The organism is Arcicella sp. BE140 (assembly GCF_031456255.1).
GTDB classification, from domain to species: domain Bacteria; phylum Bacteroidota; class Bacteroidia; order Cytophagales; family Spirosomataceae; genus Arcicella; species Arcicella aquatica.
The window spans coordinates 720397-735315 of sequence record NZ_JAVDUE010000001.1; the positions used below are offsets into that span (position 1 = coordinate 720397).

The 14919-nt window shown below is 33.8% G+C and carries 12 protein-coding genes; 7 read left to right on the forward strand and 5 right to left on the reverse strand.

The window, feature by feature from the left end; all coding sequences use genetic code 11:
- Nucleotides 1-96 precede the first annotated feature (96 nt).
- The gene (locus J2Y60_RS02975) at nt 97-741 is read left to right on the forward strand and encodes an OmpH family outer membrane protein (protein WP_309912007.1); all 645 of its coding nucleotides are present in this window, start codon (nt 97-99) and stop codon (nt 739-741) included.
- Nucleotides 742-765: 24 nt separating this feature from the next.
- The gene (locus J2Y60_RS02980) at nt 766-1344 is read left to right on the forward strand and encodes an OmpH family outer membrane protein (RefSeq protein ID WP_309912006.1); all 579 of its coding nucleotides are present in this window, start codon (nt 766-768) and stop codon (nt 1342-1344) included.
- 79 nt (nt 1345-1423) lie between these two features.
- Here J2Y60_RS02980 and J2Y60_RS02985 read toward each other — a convergent pair whose 3' ends face one another.
- The 4 genes from J2Y60_RS02985 to J2Y60_RS03000 all read right to left on the reverse strand — a co-directional run bounded on the left by J2Y60_RS02985 (nt 1424) and on the right by J2Y60_RS03000 (nt 7355).
- Complete coding sequence (locus J2Y60_RS02985) at nt 1424-2389, reverse strand: MoxR family ATPase (RefSeq protein WP_309912005.1); 966 nt, start codon at nt 2387-2389, stop codon at nt 1424-1426.
- Nucleotides 2390-2551: 162 nt separating this feature from the next.
- Nucleotides 2552-3901 (reverse strand): peptidylprolyl isomerase, encoded by a 1350-nt coding sequence (locus J2Y60_RS02990; protein WP_309912004.1) that lies wholly within the window; start codon nt 3899-3901, stop codon nt 2552-2554.
- A gap of 208 nt (nt 3902-4109) precedes the next feature.
- Nucleotides 4110-6374 carry a peptidylprolyl isomerase gene (locus J2Y60_RS02995; protein WP_309912003.1) on the reverse strand — a complete coding sequence of 755 codons (2265 nt, stop codon included), beginning with the start codon at nt 6372-6374 and terminating at the stop codon, nt 4110-4112.
- Nucleotides 6375-6626: 252 nt separating this feature from the next.
- A complete protein-coding gene (locus J2Y60_RS03000; RefSeq protein WP_309912002.1) occupies nt 6627-7355 on the reverse strand; it encodes a hypothetical protein in 729 nt (242 codons plus the stop codon).
- Between the two features lie 292 nt (nt 7356-7647).
- Between J2Y60_RS03000 and J2Y60_RS03005 the strand changes: the two genes are divergently transcribed.
- Nucleotides 7648-8226: a DinB family protein gene (locus J2Y60_RS03005; protein ID WP_309912001.1), complete on the forward strand. Its 579-nt coding sequence runs from the start codon at nt 7648-7650 to the stop codon at nt 8224-8226.
- Between the two features lie 124 nt (nt 8227-8350).
- Here the strand turns inward: J2Y60_RS03005 and J2Y60_RS03010 are convergent, their stop codons facing one another.
- Nucleotides 8351-10114 carry an ABC transporter ATP-binding protein gene (locus J2Y60_RS03010; protein WP_309912000.1) on the reverse strand — a complete coding sequence of 588 codons (1764 nt, stop codon included), beginning with the start codon at nt 10112-10114 and terminating at the stop codon, nt 8351-8353.
- Between the two features lie 316 nt (nt 10115-10430).
- Between J2Y60_RS03010 and J2Y60_RS03015 the strand changes: the two genes are divergently transcribed.
- From J2Y60_RS03015 to J2Y60_RS03030, 4 genes are all read left to right on the forward strand, one after another.
- Nucleotides 10431-11057 carry a hypothetical protein gene (locus tag J2Y60_RS03015; RefSeq protein ID WP_309911999.1) on the forward strand — a complete coding sequence of 209 codons (627 nt, stop codon included), beginning with the start codon at nt 10431-10433 and terminating at the stop codon, nt 11055-11057.
- Nucleotides 11058-11753: 696 nt separating this feature from the next.
- Entirely contained in the window at nt 11754-12542 is a 789-nt protein-coding gene (locus tag J2Y60_RS03020) for an ATP-binding protein (protein ID WP_309911998.1), read from the forward strand.
- An 11-nt stretch (nt 12543-12553) separates the two neighbouring features.
- Entirely contained in the window at nt 12554-13201 is a 648-nt protein-coding gene (locus J2Y60_RS03025) for a response regulator transcription factor (protein ID WP_309911997.1), read from the forward strand.
- Between the two features lie 282 nt (nt 13202-13483).
- Nucleotides 13484-14836, forward strand: a complete 1353-nt coding sequence (locus tag J2Y60_RS03030; RefSeq protein ID WP_309911996.1) for an MATE family efflux transporter — start codon at nt 13484-13486, stop codon at nt 14834-14836.
- The last annotated feature ends 83 nt before the right edge of the window (nt 14837-14919 follow it).

The window sequence follows — 14919 nt, forward strand, 5'->3', positions numbered from 1 at the left end:
AAGCATTGTTAATGTTTTGTTAAACAATATAGAATAGCAATAAGATAGTATTCAAGGCGTTAATCAAATACATTCACTAAATTAGCCACCTTAGCCATGAAAAAGCGGATATTTTTACTAATTTTGCCATTCTTATGTTTGTGTTCAACAATTGAAGCACAAAAGTTTGGCTATATTGATACCGAATATGTTACTTCTAAATTACCAGAGTACCAAAGTGCTCAGGCTGAAATAGAAAAACTAACGACTAAGTGGATTAAGGAAGTATCAACAAAAAATGATGAATTAGCTAAGTTAGAGAAAGCCTACAGAGCTGAAGAAGTATTGTTAACGGAGGAAATGAAAGTGCAGCGGTTAAAAGTAATTGCTGATAAAGAGAAAGAAGCTAAAGAATTACAAAATAGAATCTTTGGCTTTGATGGAGAGCTCATCAAAAAGAAGCAAGATATCATGAAGCCAGTTTTAGATGAAGTAGCTAAAGCGGTAGAAAAGGTAGCTCGATTAAAAAAGCTTGATTTTTTGTTTGATAAATCGTCAGATGGATTAGCGATGTTGTACACCAATCCCATTCATGATTATACAGATTATGTGATGGAAGAGTTGGGTATTTCGACAGAGCAACTGAAAGAGAAACAAGAACAAGAGGCCAAGCAACAAGGAGAAGAGAACAAAGAAAGTGACAATACAACAAAAAGTAAATCAACTAGAAAAGGAGTAACTAGCAACTTCAAAAAAGAGTAATAACCAAATCAGAATCACAGAACAATGAAAAACAAATTTTTAATTGCTTTATTTGCAATTCTTGCTTTAGCTACAGCTAATGTAAATGCACAACAAAAAATCGGATATATTAGCCTAGATTACATTTTAGCTCAAATGCCAGAAGCAAAACAAGTAGAAACAGAATTGACTACTACTAAAACGCAATATGACAATATGTATCAGCAAAAAGTGAAGGATTTCCAAACTAAATTGGCTGATTATGAGAAAAATGCTGCTACTATGGCAGATGTAATTAAAGCTGATAGAGAGAAAGAATTACAAGGAATGCAGTCTAGCATTGAAGAATTCCGTCAAAACTCTTCTACTTCTTTACAAAAGAAACAAGCACAATTGTTACAACCTTTGTTAAAGAAAATTGAAGATAACATGCATGGTGTAGCAAAAGAAAATGGTTTTGCTTTTGTATTCAACTATGATGCAGGTCAAGGAACTACTCCAATCGTTTTACATGCTCCAGATGATGCAAACATCTCTGACTTAGTGTTAAAAAGAATGGGTGTTACGCCAAAACCACTTACGCCAGCGCCAGCTACTCCAGCAGCAACAGCTCCTAAAAAATAATCAAAGTATTATTTCTTTATAAAAAAAGCCTCAAGATTTTAAAATCCTGAGGCTTTTTTATGGTCTATATTTTATGGTATTATAAGAGCTTACTGATGATATTTTCAACTGTTACGCCTTCTGCTTCCGCTTTGAAATTCCTCACTATTCTATGGCGAAGCACAGCCATCGCTACGGCTTTTACATCTTCAATATCTGGAGAATAATTACCATTTAATAGGGCATTACATTTGGCTGCTAAAATCAAGTTTTGCGAGGCTCTCGGTCCTGCTCCCCATTCTAAATACTTATTAGCGATAGCATCTGCCATGGTTGTATTAGGCCTAGTTTTATGCACTAGTTTAACGGCATACTCAACTACATTATCGGCAATAGGAACACGTCTAACTAATTGCTGATAAGCTAAAATCTCTTGCCCTGAAACTTGCTGAGTGACGTTATACTTCTTATCTGAAGTAGTATTTTTAACAATATCCAATTCTGCTTCATATGATGGATAATCAAGCGTTACCATAAACATAAAGCGGTCTAATTGAGCTTCTGGTAATGGATAAGTACCTTCTTGTTCAATTGGGTTTTGTGTGGCTAATACAAAGAAAGGCTTCTCTAAAGGATATTTCTTCCCTGCAACTGTCACAGCGTACTCCTGCATGGCTTCTAAGAGCGCTGATTGAGTTTTAGGAGGAGTTCTGTTTACTTCATCCGCTAATACGATATTTGCGAATATTGGCCCTTTTACGAATCTAAAATTTCTCTCATTATCTAATGTTTCAGAACCAACAATATCAGAAGGCATTAAATCAGGAGTAAATTGTATTCTATTAAAATCTAAATCTAAAGCACCCGCAATGGTTTGAATAAGCAATGTTTTAGCCAAACCCGGCACACCTACCAATAAGCAATGTCCCTGACAAAAAATAGCTGTAAGAAGCATTTTAACAGTTTCATCTTGACCAATTACAACTTTTCCGATTTCTGAAGTAAGTTTTTGATAGGATTCTTTTAAAGCATCTACTGCTTCAACATCTGATTTGAATTGAACCATATTTTCTATTGTGTTTGTCGATTTTGTGCTTTATAACACAAAATATTTCTTACTATTTATGAGCGATGTACTTAAAATTAAAAATGTCAGGCTAATTGTAATTTAACCTGACACAATTTAAATTAAAACAAGATTTTTACCAAAGAATAATGAATCTTAAAATCACTGATCATTCGTTTTCATGACATTACATTCCTTGTATTCATCAACGATATAGATAAATACATCGTTTTTGGCAGTGGCAAACCATTTTTCAATGGCTGTATTTCGTTTCCTATTTAAGGCATAAGTAGACATTCGTTGGAAATCGTCTTCTAAGTTTGCATAGTGAGGAGGATGTTTAGCCTTGTAATATAATATTCTCATCGCCGAACGTCCATCTTCTGTTCTATATGGCATTGGGGCAGTAATTGTTCCTACCGTCATTGAATCAATAGTAAAATATAAACCTGATTCCATGGTGCCATCTAAAGCCATTTTGATAGAGCGTGTCTGTGGGTCGGTAATCATTCCTCCTGCATCTTGTGTAGCTTTATCCTCAGAGAAATCTTTGGCAGCACGTTCAAATTTGATACTATCTCTTTGAATCAATACTCGGATACTATCTAAGAAACGTGTAGGTTCTTGTACATCCAATCTCTGATAGTCTGGTCTTAATAAAATGTGTAGGGCATGATATTCTTGTCCACGAACTTCCAACATTTTAATTAAGTGATAACCAAATTCAGATTCCACTACGCCAGATAACTCATTAGGTTTTAACTTCAAAGCAGCCGCTTCAAAAGGTGCAACCATTTGTCCACGTTTTGCAAAACCTAAATCTCCGCCTCTTTTACCTGAACCTAAATCTTCCGAATATAATTTAGCTAATTCTTCAAACGACTCGCCATTTTCTACTCGTCTCTTGTAGTCGTTTAGTCTTTTGTATAATTCGTCCTTCTGTGCCTTCGTAGTTTTGGCTAGCCTAACGATATGACCAATCTCTACTTCTGAAGGCATATATGGAATAGAATCTTTAGGAATACTCTCAAAAAAGCGTCTTACTTCTTTAGGAGTAATCTTAACATCACTCGTAATTTTTTCTTGCATTTTACGAGTTGTCAATTGCTCTTTTATCGCCGAACGAAGTTCGTCTTTTAAAGAAGAGATGCTTTTCCCATAAGCTTCAACAATATTTTTCTGAGAGCCAAACTGTTGTTCCATTTGTTCCATTCTGGAAGAAAGTTCAGTTTCTACTCTTTTATCATCGACAGTAATAGAGTCAATTTCAGACTTTGCCAACATCATTTTACCAACTACCAAGCTTTCAAAAATCTGACAACTAGAAGGAGCACCAGCTTGTCCACTTTGTTTGTATTGTTGTACTTGTGACTCTAACTCTGATTTTAAAATATAATGGTTGTCTACTTTAGCAATAATTTTATCAATTACTACTGGCGTTTGTGCCTGTAATGATTGACTAAAAAATAGACAGATTGCGAAAAGGAAAATAAATAATTTCGAAAATTTCATCTAAAAAATGAATTAATATGAAACGTACAGGGTTTTATGGTTTTTTAAAATGTACGTAGATTGACAAAGATAACGTTTTTTAATCTCTAATTTGATATGCCAGTACCGTTAAAAAGTGTTAAGAATTTACCAAAATGATAAATGGGGAGATTAATATGAAAAAAAGTCAAAAGAGAAATACGTTTACTTCATCTTTTGACTTTCTGTGTTAGTTTACTACTTTCTGTATTTCATTTTCATTAACAGTTACTGGATACTTTGATTTTAGTTGATTTATCCAGTTTTCTAATAACTGTTTTTGGTAATCTCTGGTTATCTGACCACGAGCTTCTTTAAAAGTTTTTGTTCTAGGTTCTTCTACTTTCAAAATATTGATTGAAACGAATCTGCCTTTTAGGTTTAGATTTTTTTCACCCACCGTCCATTCAACATCTTTTAAATATTCGTTTTCATCTTTCTTGAAAAATCCTTCTTCGGCAGTAAGACTATTTGGTTTCAAAGCATTGAAACGCTTAACAACGTCTTCCATCGAGTCTGATAAAAATCTAATACCTACTCTGCTGTTTTTGCTTCTATCAGTTTTCGAGATAGGCTTATACTTTCCATCATCTTTTTCGATGATTCTCATCGGAGTAATGCCACTGTTTATTAAATAGTTTACAGATTTTTTTGCTCTTTCTGCCGAAATATTTTCAGCTTCTTCGGGGTCAGAATTACCTGTTACTTCCACTATATAATCTCTATTTTTTAATAGAATAATATTTAAATCATAAAGCATCTTCTGAGCATCGCTAGAAAGCACAGACTTATCTTTTTCAAAATAAATATCAGGGAATCTGCGATTCATCGGATAAGGAGCTTTCGCCAACAACGTTTTTGCTTGTTCTAAAGTCTCTTTACGGTCGCTAGTGATTACTTTGGCTAACACTCGGTGTGTGTATTGATATTGGTCGATGTGCTGATTGTAGAATTTTACTAGTGCCAATGAATCCAATGATTTTTCATAGACGTTATCATTCAGCATCTGTTTTTGCAGGATACCTTCTCTGTAATCCTGAATATCAGCACGGAACTCTGGGAATTTTATCTCAAGATTTGATTCTTCGTATCTAAGATTTTGATTCTCCACAAAAAGGTCGTACCAATCTTGTGGTGTTTTTTCATCAAGGGCTTTTAGTTTGGCTAATTGGCGTTGATGTTTCGTCACAAAACTATAAAAATCTTTTACCGATGAACTTGTCTGATTGATAGTGAAGAGTGCTTTAGCCAGATAGTCTTCCGTGCCGATTCTATCTTTATAGAAGTTTTCGATGGCTTCTTGCTTTACCGATAATATCTCTTGAAAGTTATTATCTTTTTGCAAACGCTTTACTAAATTATTCTTGATAATGATATTACGTGAAGCATCAGCTGTTATTTTCTGACGAATGAAAGGAGCCATCTCATCATATTTTGGCAAACTTTTCTTTTCAACTAACCTGAAAATATGCCAACCTAAGGAAGTTTGAATGGGTTGTGTATAATCGTTTTTTTCCTTTAAGGCAAAAACTGTTTCAACAATTTTTTGGTCAATCAGTGTACCTGCATCCCAAAATCTGTTCATTACCCCACCATTATCTTTGGTACGAGTATCTTCAGAGAAAACTCTACACACGCCTTCAAAAGGTTCATTTCTTTTTAGGTATTCGTAGGCCTCATCTATTTTTTTCTTAGCCTTTGTTGCTTCTTCTGATGAAGCAGAGGGCGAAAGACTTACAAGAATGTGGGCTAGTTTTACTTTTCCTCTAAACGAGTGTCTATCTAATACCTTTATCAAATGAAATCCTTTGTTGGTTCTAAAAGGATTAGACATTTCGCCTTTAGGAGTATTATAAGCGGCGGTTTCAAACGTATAATTATTTTCTAATACAGAGAGGAAGCCTAAATCTCCGCCTTTGGCTACAGAGTAAGTATCTTTTGAATAAGTTTTTGCTAATTGGTCGAACGACTCTCCTTTGGTTATCCTAGCTCTTAAACTTTTCAATTCATTGTAGGCAGCCATTGTATCGGCAGGACTAGCGTTTTTGGCCAAGGGAATAAAAATCTGAGCTACCCTTATTTCCTCACGCATTCTTTCATACGATTCTTGGATAAGCTTTTCTAAAATCAATTTATCTACTAAATACGGGCTAGCCAATTCTTTGCGGTAGGTCTCTATTTCTTCACGAAATGCACGCGTAGTATCTTTCCCCATACGCTCGGCAGCGTATACGATTAGCTTATAATTAATGTAATTATTAATAAACTCTTTCTGATTATCTTTTCGGACACTATCGCTTTGAGTAAGCTTTTGGTAAGTTTGGGAGAATTCTTTTGAATTGATAGTTCTATTCCCGATTTTAAGGGCATAATTTTCATTTTGAGCTTCGGCAGTGGTAACCGTTATCAATATTAATGCAATTAGCCTGTATATTCTGGTTAGTGATTTATTCATTATTTTCAATCTTAATTGTTTGAAGCAATTACTTCCAAACCTTTGATACCCCTAGATTTTATTCGCTTCAACACACAAAACGTATAAGTACATGGTACCTTATGTAACTATTAAATGCTTATGTTTATTGTAAGAGAATGACAAAAATATAAATAAAAACCCAGCAAAGTATTATGTCTATTTTATTAAAAAATATACATAATTTTATAAAATGCTGTTTTTTAGGTGCTTATGGTAAATGGGTGTATTAAATCAGCGTATTTTTAACTCATAAGTGAGTTTATACCGAAAAGTGTTCTTGAAATGTTCTCCTTCAAAGACTAAGTTGACGGGATAGGTATTTTGGGTAGTAGAAAGAGAATCTAGTTTTAATTCAAAGGTACTTTGTCCTAATAAATCGTCTTGGTCAAAACGCTCTGCAACCTTCAATCCTAAGCCTGCGGCTTGTAAGCTAGCGAAGACGACGGCAAGTGGGGTTTCATATTCAGCAATGTTGATGATAGTAGCTGGTATTTTTGCTAATCCTCCAAAATTATTGATTTTATTGATGGTTGCCATTGCTTTTTCATAATCGTCAATCTCCATCAAGATAACAGAAGATAACAATTTGCCATTTTCTGGAACTATTAATTCTATCGTTTTAAATTTATCAGCCTTTACAACTTGACCTTTCTTTAGGCTTTCAACGCCCCAAGAATTATTGATAACTTTTAAGATTTTCTTGTTTTCATCTACCAACGTAAGGGCATAAGTTAAAGAAACCTCATCAGCAAAGCTTAGGTCTTCTTCCAAATCAATCGCTTCAAGTGATTTAATCGTCAGTTCTACAATTTTATCTTTCTTCACTACGGGTGCCTGAGTAGTGGTAGCGCTAACAACTTTATTGCTCTTACAAGCCGTAAAGCATAGACAAACAGCTATTAATAGGATAAATTTACTGTTAGCGGCAGTTTTGTTCTTGAGGAAGGATATTGTTATCATTTGGTAAATCATGGTTTAATAATTCAAAATAGGGCATTTCTATGCTTCTTTGCAAATTTTCTTAGCTACAATCCTTAAAGACTCCACTTTTGGATGAATCAGAGGGTGATAAATGATGTTAATACAATGTGCATTTTAATATTATCTTGATGAAAATGCCTCATAATCAACAAAGTTAGTGGTGTAATTTAAATAAAACTCAATTTATAAAATATTGGTATTTACCAACATTTATTATTGTTAGATAACTCAAATTTGCAATATGATTTTAACCTCCTAAAAGATCAACGATATGAAAGGCATAACTAACAAGCAACTGATAGAACAATTAGAAAATAGGATAGAGCTTCATTTAAAAGAAAGCATTGAACTTTTTCAAAACCTTCATGAGAGTGTTTTACTCCACCCTGCGAGTAATGGGGGCTGGAGTATTGCTCAATGCCTTGAACACTTGAATAGTTATGGACACTATTATTTACCCGCTATTAAAAAAGAGTTGAGTACCCAACAATCTAATCATCCAAATTTAGTCTTCAAGAGTTCTATGTTGGGGGCATACTTTACACAATTGATGGAGCCAAAAGAAAAGATGATGAAGATGAAAGCTACCAAAAGCCATAGCCCATCAACTGACTTAGATGCCTATGCCGTAGTAGCCGAGTTTATTGCACAACAAGAGGAACTTTTGAGCTTATTAAAACAAAGTATTGAAGTAGATATGAATGCTATCCGTATACCAATTTCAATTGCAAAATTTATACGATTGAGATTAGGAGATGTATTCCAATTTTTAATTGCCCATAATCACCGCCATATTTTACAAGCCAAACGTAATTTATACATTAGTTATAACCAGCCTGTAGAAGACTAAAATTTACTGTATCCTCTAAATCCTATTTAATATATGAGTGTGTAAATACGCTAAAAAAGAATAAGCTCGTTATACGATGATATAACGAGCTTATCTTTGGTAAGTCTATCTTTAACTTTTATTCTCAGGCGTTTTCTGTAATAAACTGCATTTTATGTAAGCTTGCATACCAGCCATCTTTTTCTAAAAGAGCTTCATGAGTGCCTTCTTCTTTTATTTCACCCTTATCTAAAACTAATATTTTATGGGCATTCTGAATCGTTGAAAGTCTGTGAGCAATCACAATGGCCGTTCTGCCTTTCATCAATTTAGCAATGGCATTCTGAATCATCTCTTCGGTTTCAGTATCGACTGAAGAAGTAGCTTCATCTAAAACAATTATTTTAGGGTCGTGTACTAAAGCCCTTACGAACGAAATTAATTGTCTTTGTCCAACTGAAAGGGTAGCCCCTCTTTCCATTACATTATAGTCGTAACCATCAGGTAATCGGTCAATAAACTCATGAGCACCTACTAGTTTGGCCGCTTCAATGATTTTTTCTCGGGTAATACTTTTGTCTCCAAGCGTAATATTGTTTTCGATGGTATCTGAAAATAAAAATACGTCTTGTAACACTACCCCAATCTTACTTCTCAAACTATTCAATTCATAATTTTGTAAGTCGATATCATCCACCCATATTTTACCTTTATTGATTTCATAAAAGCGACTCAATAAATTAATGGTTGATGATTTACCCGCACCAGTTGCTCCGACTAATGCAATGGTTTCGCCTTGTTTTACTTCAAATGAAATATCTTTTAATACATATTCTTCGTCATTATACGCAAACCAAACATTTTCAAAACGAACATTGCCTTTTAACTGATCAGCTTTGTAAGTACCGTTATTCACTACGTATTCATCAGATTCTAATAGTTTGATAATCCTTTCAGTAGAAACAATACCCATTTGAAGCGTATTGAAACGGTCGGCCAAGAACCGAATAGGGCGGAAGAACAAGTTCATAAACATGATAAAGGCCGTAAGCGTACCCAAAGTCATGTCGTGTGTAAGGATTTGTTTTGAACCAAACCATACAATTAAACCTGTTCCTGCTGCTAAAATCACATCTGCTACAGGGAAGTAGACTGAATATGCCCAAATAGAACGGATATGGGCATCACGGTGTACTTCGTTGATAGCATGGAATTTATTGTATTCTATTTTCTCTGAATTGAAAATTTGTACAATGTTCATCCCTGTGATGTGTTCATGGACAAATGAATTTAAGTTGGCAACTGCCAAACGTACTTCATTAAAACTTTTCTTGATATATTCCTTAAACAGGTAGGTTGAAACAACCATAAATGGCACTGTACACAGACAGATTAAGGTTAGTCGCCAATCTGTCCAAAACATCACGCCTGTAATTAATATCAATTGTAAAATATCCCCAGCAATAGCTGCTAACCCTTCTGAAAATACATCATTAAGTGTTTCAATATCCGATACAGTACGGGTAACAAGGCGCCCGATAGGAGTATCATCAAAAAACTTTAGTCGAAGGGATAGTATTTTCTCATATAATTCAACACGGATATCACGAATGACGGTTTGTCCTAACCAACCAGCCATATAAGCACTAACAAATTGAAGAAAGCCCTGTAACAGCAACACACCTACCATCAACAAAAGCATGTTGGTAAGCATAGGGTAATTGCCCGCTACGATATAATTATCAATGGTATGGCGAATTAATAAAGGGTTGAGTGGTACAACACAAGCAGCAACCATGATGATAAGTACCAAAGACCAGAATCGTAATCGATAAGGGGAAAGGAAACTATATATTCTTTTAAGGACTTGAATGTCAAATATTTGGCCGCTTTTTTCTTCTTTTCTCATTTAATATTTTTAAAGAATTGAGGTGGTTTTCAATACTTACTTCAAAATTAACATAAGATTTTGTGGAATGGTTTATAATGATGGAAATAAGTAGCTTTTAACTATCAGTTTTCAGATATCTTAAAGGCGTAAAAACACTAAGTAGCATACCGTATTTTACCCGATTTTGTAGGGTATAAATACGGTATTTTTAATGAAAAAGACTTAATGGATTGGTTTTGAGCGGTTTGAGTAAATGTGCCTATTGTGATACTAATGATAAAATGGTAGCTTCAAATCGTAAAATCAATTATAAAACTTTAACTGCTTAAATACCATGAAAAAATTATTTAACCCACTAGTTACTGCTATCATTGGAATGTTTGTTGGAGCAATGGTTGTGAGTGCTTACCCCAAGACTGTTTTAGGGGAAGATATTATAGAAAATAATCCTAACTTTAAAGTATCAGAGTATAAATCAGATACGGTTATAAATTTTGAAAAAATCAAAAAAGACCCTATCCCTGAGCCAACTGAATATAAAGTAGCAAGAAATATGATTACTGATCTATATAATCGTATGAACAGTGATGCATGCTCGACTCCAACACTTTTTAGAAGAAGTTATTCTTTAAATTTTGAAGACTTTAATGAAATCGAAAAAAAATATAAACTAAACAATTACGTAAATAGTCGCAATTACAAACCGGGTTCGTTAAAATTTAGAATTTTTCCTGGTTTGACAGCCGATCAAAATGCTTTAACACTTATTTTAATGATAGAAAAAGATGGTGTTTTGTTGCGAGATAAAACACCAGGGGTTGGTAGACAAATAGAAATTCAAGACCAAATGGGTCTTTGTCCAGACGTTTGTCCTTTACAAGATGATTTATTTACAGAGCAAGAGTGGCAAAATATCACAAGCAAATATTATATACCTTACTCAAAACCCTACAAAAAATGATTTTAAGTATATAAAGTTTTTTCAATTAATAATTTTTTGAAACCGTGAATGATTTAAAATACAATATATATATCATTATTTTGCTAGCTTCCCTTGTAGTAGGAGGGATAAAAATTAATGTACTTAACAAAACGAATAGAGTTTTCTTGGTATTAATTCTCCTTACAATTATTGCAGAGCTAGCAGGAAGAGCGGTTTCTATCAAAGGAAAATCTAATTATATCATATATCATTTTTTTACACCTATTCAGTGTGTACTAGTACTACTAGGATATTATCTTGATTTAAAAAATAAAATCATATTGTATATCATACCAAGTATGCTTTTACTTGGTATGATATTGAGTTTATGGATTCAGCCTTTGCCTCATGTCAATACTTATTACATGAATATTGAAATCTTGTTATTTACCATTCTTACTATCAAATATTTTAGAGATTTATTATCGCTTGAAACTAATATTAAATTAAAAGACTTTTCACTATTTTGGATAAGCTGTGGACTATTAATTTTTTGTATTGCTAATATATTTCTATTAGGAGCTTTCAATTACATTATAGATAGTAAATCAAACGGAGTCACGAATAAATTTATCATGAAAATTCTTTTATATATCAGGTACTTCTCTAACTACCTCTACTATAGCTCATTTATAGTCGCGTTTTTAGTAAAACAAAATACAATCTCTAGCCAACATGATAAATAACTATGAGCTTTTACTCACTTTTATAGTAGGTATTATCATTTTTGGTATTCTGGTTGCCTTTATTATCTCCTTTGTTTTTCTATTTCAAAAACGTCAGGCAAAGCACCGTGAAGAAAAACAAGCGCTTAAAATCGCCTACGAACAAGAGATTCTAACCTCTCAATTAGAAGTACAAAATCAAACATTACAAGAGATTTCACAGGAATTGCATGATAATATTGGTCAATTGCTTTCTGTAGCCAGAATGAATTTGAATGTAATGGAAGAGGAAATGCCTGATAATGATGGTTACATTAAACAGACTAATGAAATTATTCATCAATCTATCAAGGATTTGCGGGCTTTAACCAAAAGCTTAGATATAGATTTTGTGCAACAATTTGGTCTGGAAGAGAGCCTGTCGTATGAAATTGAAAGGATTCGTAAAACCAAACGCTTTGCTACAGAAATTAATATTATTGGTGAAAAAAATTCGCTTGGATATGAACGAGAAATTGTTTTATTTAGGGTATCGCAAGAAATTTTAAATAATGCTCTAAAGCATTCTAAAGCTAAAAACCTTAGCATTTTATTGAGTTATTTGCCTGATAGTTTTGAATTGTGTATTAAAGATGATGGACAAGGTTTTGATATAGAGGCCATCCAACAGAAAGAAATAAGCCAGTCGGGAGCTGGATTAAGAAATATTCAACGACGAGTAAAACTAATTGGAGGAACATGTAGTATAACCTCTGAAATAGGAATCCAAACCCAGATTAAGATAACATTAAGCCACTAAAATTATAAAGAATGAAATACAAAATCGCTATTGTTGATGACCACACTTTGGTTGCCAATGCTTTGGCAGGTTTGGTTCAAAAAATGGAAAAGTATGAAGTGATGTACGAAGTTGCTAATGGGAAAGAGTTGATACACCATTTTAAATTAAAAATGATACCAGATGTTGTGCTACTAGACATCAATATGCCTGAAATGGACGGTTATGAAACGTCATTATGGGTAAAGAATAATCATCCAGAAGTAAAGGTGATTGCCCTTTCGATGTATGATAAAGAGGAGGCCATTGTTGGAATGTTGAGAAACGGTGCCAGAGGATATTTATTAAAAGGATGTAAACCGTCTGAACTAAGAATTGCTTTGGATAATGTGATGGATAAAGGGTTTTATTATACTGAATTTGTGACAGATAAATTATTGAAAAGTTTAAACCCTGAAAAAGTTAAAAACCCTATTAAAGAATTAGGACTTAGCGACCGTGAATTGGAGTTTGTTCGTTATGCTTGTTCTGAACTTACCTACAATGAAATTGCCAGTAAAATGTGTTGTGCCAATAGGACAGTAGATGGATACAGAGAACAGGCTTTCTATAAGATGAATGTGAAATCTAGGGTAGGAATCGTAATTGAAGCTATTCGGTTGGGAATAGTGGTTTTATAACATTGAACTTTTCTATTAGTCATCAGCTAATTAGAAATAGAAAGTAATTTTAATTACCCATTTTAAAGTCCTGTTGAGAGCAATCTTGACGGGATTTTTTGTCTTATACAATTTGAAAAACTAAAAGGTCGAATGTTAAGGAAGTATTAGTAGATTAATAAAGACTATTATTAATTTATTTTATCAAAATGAAATAGAACTTTTACGATTCAATTATGCTTTAATTTGTAGGATTATACTTCACAATACTATTTTATCAATAATTCTCTTAAAACAATCTCCTTGAAAAATTTATTTAAAAATTACAAAACTGACCTAATTGCTACTTTCCGTTTGTCGCTACCCATTATTGCTGGTCAGCTCGGTATTATGATTATGGGTTTGGTAGATACTATACAAGTAGGCCGAATCGATAAAGGTGCGGTAGAGTCGCTAGCAGCAGCAGCAGATGCGAATGGTATTTTGATTAATATTTCTATTATTGGATATATCTGTTTGCAAATTGTTTCTCCTATGGTTTCAAAAGCCAAAGCCGAAAAGGATTTTGCGAAATGTCATCTATTATTGAAATCAAGTTTATGGGTAGCTATCCTCATGGGGATAGTTTGCTCTATTGCAGTAGTGGCTTTTGGTCTTAATATGGAAATTTTACAGCAACCTCCACAGATTAAGACGCTTACTCAAGAATACTTGTGGATTATGACTGCATCAACCATTCCAGCATTTCTTTTTTCAGCCATGAAGAGCTTTACAGATGGTCTTTCGCACACGAAGGTAGCCATGAATATTACATGGACTGCCTTATTGTTGAATATTGTTCTGAACTATTTTCTAATCAATGGTATCTGGATTTTTCCTACTTTAGGTTTAAAGGGAGCGGGTTATGCTACCTGTATTGCCAGAGTATACATGCTGATTGCTATTACTTACTACGTTTTTCGTTCTGGAAAATTTAAAGATTATTTGGATGCTACGCTTCGGGTAGATGAAATGTCAGCACTAATCAAAAATATCCTGAAAGTGGGAATCCCTAGTGGTTTTCAAGGATTTTTTGAGATTGCCGCTTTCTATGGGGCTGTTGTAATGATGGGTTGGATAAGTATTGAGCATAAAGCTGCTCACCAAGTTGCTATTGGTTTTGTTTCACTTACTTATATGGCATCTACAGGTATTGCGACCGCAGGAGGCATCAGGGTAGGGGCAGGAGTAGGAGAAAGAAACCGAAGTGCTATTTTTAAAGCTGGTACGGCTGCTTTATTGATGGGGATAATCTTTATGAGTATCTGCGGAATATTGATGCTTAGTTTTAATGATTTTTTTGCGAGTTACGTAAAAGATGAAGGCGTAATTGTACTAGCCGCTCAATTAATTATATGGGGTGGTATTTTTCAATTGTTTGATGGCGTTCAGGCTGTAAGTATTGGTATTTTAAGAGGTATACAGGATGTAAACATCCCTACGCTCATTACCATCTTTGCTTACTGGGGGGTGGGCTTGCCTTTATGTTATGTTTTAGGGTTTGTCTATGATTTAAAACATATTGGTATTTGGATAGGTTTAACGCTAAGTCTGCTGGCTTCGGCAAGTCTACTAAGCTGGAGATTCTACAATAAAGTAGGCAAAATGGAATTATAATATTGTAGCACGACTTTCCAAGTCGTGAACTAAAGGTTAGTGAAATTTTCAATTATTTTGTAAATTAAAACTGTAAATCATAC

Coding starts and splice junctions, on each gene's coding strand:
- J2Y60_RS02975 (WP_309912007.1), top strand. CDS start 97: ATGAAAAAGCGGATATTTTTACTAATTTTGCCATTCTTATGTTTGTGT.
- J2Y60_RS02980 (WP_309912006.1), top strand. CDS start 766: ATGAAAAACAAATTTTTAATTGCTTTATTTGCAATTCTTGCTTTAGCT.
- J2Y60_RS02985 (WP_309912005.1), bottom strand. CDS start 2,389: ATGGTTCAATTCAAATCAGATGTTGAAGCAGTAGATGCTTTAAAAGAA.
- J2Y60_RS02990 (WP_309912004.1), bottom strand. CDS start 3,901: ATGAAATTTTCGAAATTATTTATTTTCCTTTTCGCAATCTGTCTATTT.
- J2Y60_RS02995 (WP_309912003.1), bottom strand. CDS start 6,374: ATGAATAAATCACTAACCAGAATATACAGGCTAATTGCATTAATATTG.
- J2Y60_RS03000 (WP_309912002.1), bottom strand. CDS start 7,355: ATGATAACAATATCCTTCCTCAAGAACAAAACTGCCGCTAACAGTAAA.
- J2Y60_RS03005 (WP_309912001.1), top strand. CDS start 7,648: ATGAAAGGCATAACTAACAAGCAACTGATAGAACAATTAGAAAATAGG.
- J2Y60_RS03010 (WP_309912000.1), bottom strand. CDS start 10,114: ATGAGAAAAGAAGAAAAAAGCGGCCAAATATTTGACATTCAAGTCCTT.
- J2Y60_RS03015 (WP_309911999.1), top strand. CDS start 10,431: ATGAAAAAATTATTTAACCCACTAGTTACTGCTATCATTGGAATGTTT.
- J2Y60_RS03020 (WP_309911998.1), top strand. CDS start 11,754: ATGATAAATAACTATGAGCTTTTACTCACTTTTATAGTAGGTATTATC.
- J2Y60_RS03025 (WP_309911997.1), top strand. CDS start 12,554: ATGAAATACAAAATCGCTATTGTTGATGACCACACTTTGGTTGCCAAT.